The organism is Gordonia sp. GN26 (assembly GCF_054823965.1).
Genome location: NZ_JSYC01000067.1, coordinates 37,344 through 46,540, shown reverse-complemented (window position 1 = coordinate 46,540; position 9,197 = coordinate 37,344). Strand labels below are relative to the sequence as shown.

Here is a 9,197-nt window from a genome sequence, read left to right as displayed (position 1 = left end):
GAACGGGCCGCTCCGCTCGCACCTCAGGGAGCGGTGGGGTCGAGTTTCGCCAGCGACCGTTTCGGCGCGATGTGCCGGTAGCTGGCGTCGAGGAGTTCGGCGACCTCGTCCCAGTCGGTGGCGTCGTCGAGGATCAGGCCGAGCCAGCCGAAGGGGCCGTAGTAGGCGGGAACGTAGAACCGCGGGTCCTCTTCGAGGGCGGGCTTCTCGGCCTCGTCGGGGATGAACAGGACCGATTGGTCGTATCGGACCTTGCCGCCCTTCAGGCCGCCGCCGTAGTTGGCGAACATCTTGCCGCATCGAAAGGTCGGGCGGCCGTGCGCGACCACCTCGGTGGCGTCGGGCAGCGCGAGCGCGATCTCGCGCACGCGACCCAGGATCGGGTCGGCGTCGTCGAACATGATCGGATGCGGCACCCTCGCAGAATAGTTCCGGCGGGCAGGATTCCGCAGAGCTTCGCGGGCCTCAGAGCGCGGTCGGGTCGGTACCCAGCAGCTGACCCGCTTCGGCGGACATCGCGAGAGCCTTCTTCGCCCAGCTCTCCGACGCCCCGGCGAGACCACAGGTCGGTGTGACGACGACGTTCTCGGACAACACTTTTCGGTTGAGGCCGATGCGGTCGGTGATGGCGGCGAGGTCGGTCGCGACGGTGTCTGCGTTCACCGGTTGCCCAGGTGCGGTGGACGGGATGCGGCCGGCGACGAGGATGTCGCCACGGTCGATGAGCATCCCGATGCCGTCGAGGTCGGCGTCGGTGGGGGCGGTGACGTCGATCGAGTACGCAACGCCCCGCAGGTGTTCGAGGAGGTCCCAGCGGGGCCGGTTGCAGTCGTGCAGGATCACCGGCGCGTCGACGTGTTCGAACAGTTCGGTGAGGGCCCGGGCCGCTTCGACGGCCGGGACCGCGCGAATCGGGTCGAACCGGGTGAGGGGCTTGACGGTCCCGTCGATGACCCGGCCGATCATCGGCTCGTCGACCTGGACGACGACCTGTGCGCCGAGGCGCCGGGTGATCTCGCCGACGTGTTCGCGCAGACCCTCTGCGGTCGACGCGACGATGTCGCGGACCGCACCCGAATCCTTCAGCACGCGATGGCCGTTGGGCAGTTCCACCGATGCCGAGGTGGTGAACGGGCCGGCGACCTGAACCTTGAACGGCCGGCCGGTACCGACGAATCCTGCTGTCTCCCAGAGTTCTTCGACGACGTCGAGATCTTCCTTGAGGAAGTCGCGGGCGCGGCGGGTGAGCTGCGATTCCCGTTGGGCCAGGCGATATCCCCAGGTCGCGGCGTCCATGGGGAGGTCGACGAGGATCGCGGCCATCCGGCCGATCAGGTCCGAACCCGCTCCGCGAGCGGGGAGCTCGACGAGGTGTGCGAGGTCGAGCTCGCCGTTGACCACGGCGGCCGCCGTGCGCGGATCGGCGCCGGGCATCGAGCCCACGCCGGTTCCGACGCCGGTGGGCAGACCGGAAGGGGTCACCGAGTCGCGACTGCGGTCGGCTGCGACGAGGTGGACGCGATGCGCCCACATCCGACGACCTTGTCGCCGCGCTCGGCGTCGGGCAGGTACAGCACGGCGGCCTGGCCGCGTGCGACGCCGGTCAGCGGTTCGTGCAGGACGATGTCGATCGCGGCCTGGCCGTCGATCGTCGTGGGGGTCGCGGTGACGGGTGCGAGTCCGCCGTGCGCACGCACCTGGACCACGGCCTCGAACGGCTCGTCGGGGGTGATGCCCGACGTCCACACCGCGCGCGTCGCGGTGATGCCCCAGACCTGCAGGTCCTCGGCGGTACCGACCGTGACCGTGCCCGATTCCGGGTCGATCTCGGTGACGTAGCGGGGCTTGCCGTCGGCGGCGGGGGCGTCGATGCCGAGACCCTTGCGCTGTCCGATGGTGAAACCGTGAACACCCTCGTGGTCGGCGAGGCGCTCGCCGGAGGAGGCGTCGACGACCGCACCCGGGCGGATGCCGATCTTGGCGCCGAGGAAGGCGCGGGTGTCACCGCTGGGGATGAAGCAGATGTCATGGGAGTCGGGCTTGTCGGCCACCGCGAGACCGCGGCGAGCGGCCTCGGCCCGGATCTCGGCCTTCGGGGTGTCCCCGATCGGGAACAGCGCACGGGACAGCTGCTCGCTCGTCAGGACGGCGAGCACGTAGGACTGGTCCTTGTCGTGGTCGACGGCGCGGCGCAGCTCACCGTCGACGAGCTGTGCGTAGTGGCCGGTGGCGAGTGCGTCGAAGCCGAGGGCGATCGCCTTGTCGGCGAGCGCGGCGAACTTGATCTTCTCGTTGCACGTCAGGCAGGGGTTGGGGGTGCGTCCGGCGGCGTAGGCCTCGACGAATTCGTCGATGACGTCGTCCTTGAACCGGTCGGCGAAATCCCAGACGTAGAACGGGATTCCGAGGACGTCCGCGGCGCGTCGGGCATCCGAGGCGTCCTCGCGCGAACAACAGCCGCGCGATCCGGTGCGCAGGGCTCCGGGCGCGGTGGAGAGAGCGAGGTGGACACCGACGACCTCGTGCCCGGCGTCGACGGCGCGGGCGGCCGCGACCGCCGAATCGACGCCGCCGCTCATTGCTGCGAGTACTCGCATCACGAAACCTTTCCGCCGGGTACGGAGACGAGGCCGGCGGCGCGGGCTCGATCCACGACCTCGTCGATGACCTGGGCCACCGCGTCGATGTCGGCGTCGGTGGTGGTGTGAGAGAGCGAGAACCGCAACGACGACCGCGCGTCGGCCATGTCGAGTCCCATCGCGAGCAGCACGTGACTCGCCTGCGCGACGCCCGCCGTGCAGGCGGAACCGGTGGAGCATTCGATGCCCTTGGCGTCGAGCAGCATGAGCAGGGAGTCGCCCTCGCAGCCGATGAAGGAGACGTGGACGTTTCCGGGGAGCCGGGCGTCCGCCGGGGCACCGTTGCGGACCGCACCCTCGACACCGAGCAGGATCTCGGAGAGTCGCGACGCGAGGGCGCGCACACGGGTGGTGTTCTCCTCCATGTGCTCGACGCACCAGGTCAGCGCGGCGGCCATCCCGGCGGCGCCCGCCACGTCCTGGGTTCCCGACCGCACGTCTCGTTCGTGGCCACCGCCGTGCTGCAGCGGGACGCAGGCGACCTCGCGACCGAGCAGCAGCGCGCCGACACCCTGCGGACCGCCGAACTTGTGGGCGGCGAGGCTCAGCGCGGACAGTCCGCTGGCGGCGAAGTCGACCGGCAGGTGGCCGACCGCCTGGATGGCGTCGGAGTGCACCGGGACGCCGAATTCGGCTCCGAGCGCGGCGATCTCGGCGATGGGCTGGATGGAACCCACCTCGTTGTTGGCCCACATGACCGAGATGAGCGCCGTCTGGTCGGCGTGCGCCTCGAGTTCGGCCCGCAGATCGGCGGGTGAGACCACGCCGTCGGCGTCGACCGGCAGCACCACGAGTTCAGCGCCGGCGTCGGCCGCGAGCCACTGCGCGGGGTCGAGGACCGCGTGGTGCTCGACCGCCGACACGATGATGCGACGACGCTGATCGTCGTCGCGGCGACGGGCCCAGTAGATGCCCTTGATCGCGAGGTTGTCCGACTCGGTGCCACCGCCGGTGAAGATGACTTCCGACGGCCGGGCACCGACGGCCGCAGCGATCGCCTCGCGCGCCTCCTCGAGGCGGCGTCGGGCGGTCCGCCCGGAACCATGTAGCGACGAGGCGTTGCCCGGGGCGCCGAAGACAGCGGTCATCGCCTCGACGGCTTCGGGCAGCATCTGCGTCGAAGCGGCGTGGTCGAGGTAGACGGACGTGCGCGGCGGCACTCGGGTTGGCAGGGGCATCGCTAGCAAGGATAAACGCGCGACCGACGTCGACAAATTCCGCGACGTGTGAGCGCTATGCGTCCCGCACTGGTCATCGGGCACCCGACCACCGGCCCCGACCCTGCTGGCGCCTTCTCGGACGCCTCAGACGCGTTCGAGATAGAAGTACAGGTGTCGTCCGTCGATCACGCCGCCCTTGCCGTTCATGATGCCCATGACGGTGGTGTCGTCGACGCGTTTGAAGTGATCGATGACCGGCTGACCGTCGTAGACCATCGACGCGGTGATCTCCCCGCGGAACTCGACCGCCCACAGGCTCGCCTCACCCTTGCCGAGTTTGACGTTCGAGAACAGCTTGCCGTTCTCGTCTCGGCAGACCAGCGGCTGCACATCGCTGCGTGAGGTGAAGGTCTTGCCGAACCAGTTCGCCTTTGCCAGCATCCCGTTGATGGCGTGACCGGTCGTGAACTCGCCGCCCTTCCAGGCTCCGAGCATCTCCTCGGGACGTAGCGTCGCCAGTCCTGCCCACACGGTGTCGAGGACCGCGTCGTCGACGAGCCCTTCCGCTTCCCGCAGCTCGAAGAACTTGGCGCGAGCCGCTTCTCGGGTCAGGGTGGACGTCATCGTCGGACTCCTTCGACATACGGCGATCTCCTCGGCCACATCTGCGGCCGCTTGCGAAGGAACCTATATCAGAGAACGTTCGATGTCACTTTCCGCGGTGCGCAACACACGCTCGCAACGCCGGGACAGTTCACGACGGTCGGCGCCCGGCACCTCGGCCCGTTCCAGGCGGACGACCACCGTGAGTCCGCGGGCCCGCAGCACCCGACGCAAGGTGTCGAGCGGCGAGTCGTCGCCGATGAAACTCGGGGCCGGCGCAGCACGCCCGTCGGGCCCGACGAACCGCAGGCGGACCGGGACCACCGGCACCGCGGCGTCGACCGCCGCCTGGAAGAACGCCGGCCGGAACGAGCCGCCGGTCCGGCCGCAGAAAGTCGTCCCCTCCGGGAACACGATCACCGACGATCCGGCAGCCAGTCGCGCGGAGACGTCCCCCACCGCCGCCGGGAGCCCGCGCAGCGTCCCCCGGTCGACCGCGATCACCCCGAACCCACGCGCGAGGCCCGCCACCACCGGCATGTCGACGACATCGGACTTCGCCACCACCGGCGCCGGGCTGACGAGCGCCAGCGCGAGCACGTCTAGGAAGGAGATGTGGTTGGCGACGATGAGCCCGTTCGCGTGCGGATCGCTTCGGCGGTCGTCGACGACGACCCCGATCCCGAGGGCTGCGAGCAGGGAACCCGCGGCCCGTGCACGCAGTGCTCGTCGGGGCCGCCTCCGGAGCCGCGCCATCGTGCCATCGGCCACGAGTGTCGCGACGAGCCGGCCGGTGGTCGCTCCGAGACGACACAGTCGCGCACCCACGGTCAGGGCATCGGCGACCCGCCTCGTGGTGCACGGACCGAGACACTCCTGCCCGCAGTCGCTGACCGGGAACCACGGGTGACGCTCCACCGGAACGGCGGTCACCGCGTCAGGACCTCGCCGAGCCGAGACGCTGGGCACTCGATCGCAGGCGGTCGAGATAGCGCCGGTTGGCGCCCTCTCGGTCGAGGAGAGTGAGGAAGTCCGCGACGTCGAACACGTCGTCGACAGCGGGCTCACCGCAGATGCGGGCACCCATCCTCAGGTATCCGCGCATCAGGGGCGGCATGCCGATGATGTCGGAGGGCGTGATGTCGTCGAGGAGACGCCCACCGATGCGCGCAGCCGTCAGCGGGGTGACGCGTCGTACCGGGTCGGAGTAGTCCACGCGCAACCGATCACGAACCGCGCGCAGCACGGCTCCGGGCATCCACTCCCCCGGACTGTGCAGCGGCACCGACACGCAACCCATCAGATACCGGTAGCCTGCCATCTCCATGTACTGGAGCAGAGCGGCCCACATGAGGGCGGTGACCGATCCGTCGCGGTGCCCCGCGTGCACGCACGCTCGGCCCAATTCGACTGTCTCCGCGAAGATATCGGCCAGTCCACTCAGGTCGAACTCGGTGGATGAGTACCAGCCGCCGGCAGCGATCGCGCGCGGCGGCGCCAGAAGACGTGCGCACCCGATGACGCCGTGGTCGTCGTGCCGCACGATGAGGTGTTCACAGAATTCGTCGAACCGGTCGGCGTCGCGGCCGGTGGTCGCGTCGCCGATACGGTCGGAGAAGCCGGGCTCGTCGGCGAAGACCCGGAACCGAAGTCGTTGGGCGGCAAGGACGTCGGCGGGGTCGTCGGACACCAGCACCCGGACCGGGCCGGCGGTCAGGAGGGTGGCCGAGACGGCGGAATCGTTTGCCGCAGTGGTGGCGATGGACTGCAGAGCGTTCATGCCCCGTATGAAAGCCACCGCCGGCGTCGCCACGACCACGGCCGCGTGACGTGTCGGGGCGATCCGGATGAACACGAGCCGCACCGGCGGCCCCGGTGACGGGGCGCGAACGCACGGTGGCCCCCGACGCGAACGTCGGGGGCCACCGGGGTACTACGTGATCTTCCAGATCACTTGCGCTTCTTGACCTCTTCGGTCAGCTGCGGGGCGACATTGAACAGGTCGCCCACGATGCCGTAGTCGGCGATCTCGAAGATCGGTGCCTCTTCGTCCTTGTTGACGGCGACGATGGTCTTCGAGGTCTGCATGCCGGCGCGGTGCTGGATGGCGCCCGAGATACCCAGGGCGACATAGAGCTGCGGCGACACGGTCTTACCGGTCTGACCGACCTGGAACTGACCCGGGTAGTAGCCGGAGTCGACGGCGGCACGCGAGGCGCCGACAGCGGCACCGAGTGCGTCGGCGAGTTCCTCGACGACCGAGAACTTCTCGGCGCTACCGACACCGCGACCACCGGAGACGACGATCGACGCCTCGGTGAGCTCGGGACGATCGCCGCCGATGTTCGGCTCGACCTTGGTGATCTTGACGGCGTTCTCGGCAGCTGCCGGGACCTCGACGTCGACACGCTCGCCGGCACCGGCCTGCGGAGCGGCCTCGACACCACCGGGGCGGATCGAGATGACCGGGGTGTCGCCCTTGGCCTGGGCCTCGACGGTGAACGCGCCGCCGAAGATGGAGTGGATGCCCACGCCGCCTTCCTTGACGTCGACGACGTCGGCGAGCACGCCCGAGCCGAGACGCACGGCAAGACGGCCGGCGATCTCCTTGCCGTCGGCGGTGGCCGCGACCAGGATCGCTGCCGGAGCGGCGCTCTCGGCGATCGAGGACAGGACGTCGACCTGCGGGTTGACCAGGTAGCCTGCTGCGTCATCGGATTCGGCGACGTAGATCTTCTCGGCGCCGGCCTCCTTGAGGCCGTCGATGATCGCGTCGGCCGAGCCGGGCTTGCCGACGACAACAGCCGACGGGGTACCGAGAGCGCGGGCGGCGGTGATGAGCTCGCTGGTGACCTTCTTCAGGGCGCCTTCGGCGTCCTGCTCCACGAGCACGAGTACTTCTGCCATGTTGGTTTTCTCCTGAATGTCTGGGGTTCGCCGGATGGACTGGTGGGGAAGATCAGATGATCTTCTGGCCGACCAGGTACTCGGCGACCTTCGTGCCGCCGTCGCCTTCGTCGGTGACGCGCTCGCCCGCGGTCTTCGGCGGCTTCGGGGTGGAGGAGTTCACGACGCTGCCGGCGTTCTCCAGGCCCACATCGGTCGGCTCGACGTCGATCTCGGCCAGCGAGACGACGGTGACTTCCTTCTTCTTCGCGGCCATGATGCCCTTGAAGGACGGGAAGCGGGGCTCGTTGATCTTCTCGTTGACCGAGACGATGGCCGGGAGCTGGGCCTCGATGTGGAAGATGCCCTCGTCGGTCTCACGCTCACCCTTGAGGGTCTCGCCCTCCAGCGTCAGCTTGCGCAGGTGAGTGAGGTGCGGGAGCTCGAGGTACTCGGCGATCATGGCCGGGATCGCGCCGACGCGACCGTCGGTGGCCTCGTTACCGGCGATGACGAGCTCGACGCCCTCGACGGTGCCCAGCGCGCGGGCCAGGACGTAGGCGGTCTGGACCGCGTCCGAGCCGTGGAGCGCGTCGTCCTTGATGTGGATCGCCTTGTCGGCGCCCATCGACAGGGCCTTGCGGATGGCGTCGGTGGCCCGGTCGGGACCTGCAGTCAGGATGGTGACCTCGCCGCCGTCGGCTTCCTTGATCTTCAGCGCTTCCTCGACGGCGCGCTCGTTGATCTCATCCAGAACCGCGTCAGCTGCCTCGCGGTCCAGGGTGTAGTCGTCGTCGGACAACTTGCGCTCGGACCACGTGTCGGGAACCTGCTTGATCAGTACGACAATGTTTGTCATTGGTCTTCGTCGACCTCCTGCGTCGGGTTCGGCAACTTACCGGCGGGTAAGGCCATTGGTCTCCACCACTTTAGCGTCTCCTATGTTCTCACTAAACATCGACTACCTCACACTTTGGACCGGCGTCGTACCTGGACAGAGAACCGGGGACGACCTCGGCCGATCGTTCGGTCGGTCGCCGACGCCGGGACGAACCGGGACGCCGCGACCCCATGCCCTACGCTCTTGCAGATGACTGACGCAGACCTCGGTTCTCCGCCGACGGCCGGGATGACCGGTCTGGAGTCCCTCGACGCCGACCAACAACTGGCGCTGACCGGTGAGCGGACGGTCCCGGGGATTCCCGCGGAGAACTACTGGTTCCGCCGCCACGAGATCGCCTACCGACACATCCTCGACCGTTGCGCGGGCCGCGCGGTCCTGGAAGCCGGCTCCGGCGAGGGCTACGGGGCCGCGATGATCGCCGACGCCGGGGCGTCGTCGGTGGTCTGCGTCGACTACGACACCTCGGCGGTCGAACACACCCGCCGCCGCTACCCGGGGCTGATCGTGCACCAGGGCAATCTGATCGATCTCCCGCTGGACGACGCCTCGGTGGATCTGGTGGTCAACTTCCAGGTGATCGAGCACCTCTGGGATCAGGCCGCCTTCATCGCCGAGTGCCGTCGTGTGCTGCGTCCGGGCGGTGGGCTGCTGATCTCCACGCCCAACCGGATCACCTTCTCCCCCGGCCGCGACACCCCGCTCAACCCGTTCCACACCCGTGAACTCAACGCCGCCGAACTCACCGAACTGATCGTCGACGGCGGGTTCACCCTCGACGCGATGCTCGGTGTGCACCACGGACCGCGCCTGACCGCACTCGACGAGAAGTGGGGCGGATCGCTGATCGACGCCCAGATCGAGCGGGCGCTCGCAGGCGAACCGTGGCCGACCGATCTCGTCGACGATGTCGCCGGGGTGACCGCCGAGGATTTCGCCGTGCTCGACGCGCGCGACTCCGACATCGACGCCTCGCTCGACCTGTTCGCGGTGGCGACCCGGGACTGA

The 9,197-nt window shown here is 69.0% G+C and carries 10 protein-coding genes; 1 reads left to right on the top strand and 9 read right to left on the bottom strand.

Translation table 11 applies throughout. The features are described from left to right. Window positions 1-23: 23 nt before the first annotated feature. From OK17_RS15165 to OK17_RS15125, 9 genes are all read right to left on the bottom strand, one after another. The gene (locus OK17_RS15165; RefSeq protein WP_461417940.1) at window positions 24-416 is read right to left on the bottom strand and encodes an MmcQ/YjbR family DNA-binding protein; all 393 of its coding nucleotides are present in this window, start codon (window positions 414-416) and stop codon (window positions 24-26) included. Between the two features lie 49 nt (window positions 417-465). Next, window positions 466-1,533 (bottom strand): uroporphyrinogen decarboxylase/cobalamine-independent methonine synthase family protein, encoded by a 1,068-nt coding sequence (locus tag OK17_RS15160; RefSeq protein ID WP_461417939.1) that lies wholly within the window; start codon window positions 1,531-1,533, stop codon window positions 466-468. Then, the gene (mnmA, locus tag OK17_RS15155; protein WP_461417938.1) at window positions 1,479-2,597 is read right to left on the bottom strand and encodes a tRNA 2-thiouridine(34) synthase MnmA; all 1,119 of its coding nucleotides are present in this window, start codon (window positions 2,595-2,597) and stop codon (window positions 1,479-1,481) included. Before mnmA ends, OK17_RS15160 begins: the two co-directional genes overlap by 55 nt. Further along, window positions 2,597-3,799, bottom strand: a complete 1,203-nt coding sequence (locus OK17_RS15150; RefSeq protein WP_461417943.1) for a cysteine desulfurase family protein — start codon at window positions 3,797-3,799, stop codon at window positions 2,597-2,599. The genes mnmA and OK17_RS15150 overlap by 1 nt, the downstream gene beginning before the upstream one ends. A 144-nt stretch (window positions 3,800-3,943) precedes the next feature. Further along, complete coding sequence (locus tag OK17_RS15145; protein ID WP_006359407.1) at window positions 3,944-4,423, bottom strand: DUF4334 domain-containing protein; 480 nt, start codon at window positions 4,421-4,423, stop codon at window positions 3,944-3,946. Window positions 4,424-4,486: 63 nt separating this feature from the next. Beyond that, window positions 4,487-5,335 carry a lysophospholipid acyltransferase family protein gene (locus OK17_RS15140; protein WP_461417937.1) on the bottom strand — a complete coding sequence of 283 codons (849 nt, stop codon included), beginning with the start codon at window positions 5,333-5,335 and terminating at the stop codon, window positions 4,487-4,489. Between the two features lie 4 nt (window positions 5,336-5,339). Continuing rightward, the gene (locus OK17_RS15135; protein WP_461417936.1) at window positions 5,340-6,266 is read right to left on the bottom strand and encodes a GNAT family N-acetyltransferase; all 927 of its coding nucleotides are present in this window, start codon (window positions 6,264-6,266) and stop codon (window positions 5,340-5,342) included. Between the two features lie 86 nt (window positions 6,267-6,352). Further along, entirely contained in the window at window positions 6,353-7,309 is a 957-nt protein-coding gene (locus OK17_RS15130) for an electron transfer flavoprotein subunit alpha/FixB family protein (protein ID WP_232716120.1), read from the bottom strand. 52 nt (window positions 7,310-7,361) lie between these two features. Then, window positions 7,362-8,147: an electron transfer flavoprotein subunit beta/FixA family protein gene (locus tag OK17_RS15125; RefSeq protein ID WP_006865681.1), complete on the bottom strand. Its 786-nt coding sequence runs from the start codon at window positions 8,145-8,147 to the stop codon at window positions 7,362-7,364. A gap of 231 nt (window positions 8,148-8,378) precedes the next feature. Between OK17_RS15125 and OK17_RS15120 the strand changes: the two genes are divergently transcribed. Next, window positions 8,379-9,197 carry a class I SAM-dependent methyltransferase gene (locus OK17_RS15120; protein ID WP_406566965.1) on the top strand — a complete coding sequence of 273 codons (819 nt, stop codon included), beginning with the start codon at window positions 8,379-8,381 and terminating at the stop codon, window positions 9,195-9,197.

Coding starts and splice junctions, on each gene's coding strand:
- OK17_RS15125 (WP_006865681.1), bottom strand. CDS start 8,147: ATGACAAACATTGTCGTACTGATCAAGCAGGTTCCCGACACGTGGTCC.
- OK17_RS15130 (WP_232716120.1), bottom strand. CDS start 7,309: ATGGCAGAAGTACTCGTGCTCGTGGAGCAGGACGCCGAAGGCGCCCTG.
- OK17_RS15120 (WP_406566965.1), top strand. CDS start 8,379: ATGACTGACGCAGACCTCGGTTCTCCGCCGACGGCCGGGATGACCGGT.
- OK17_RS15160 (WP_461417939.1), bottom strand. CDS start 1,533: ATGTGGGCGCATCGCGTCCACCTCGTCGCAGCCGACCGCAGTCGCGAC.
- OK17_RS15145 (WP_006359407.1), bottom strand. CDS start 4,423: ATGACGTCCACCCTGACCCGAGAAGCGGCTCGCGCCAAGTTCTTCGAG.
- mnmA (WP_461417938.1), bottom strand. CDS start 2,597: ATGCGAGTACTCGCAGCAATGAGCGGCGGCGTCGATTCGGCGGTCGCG.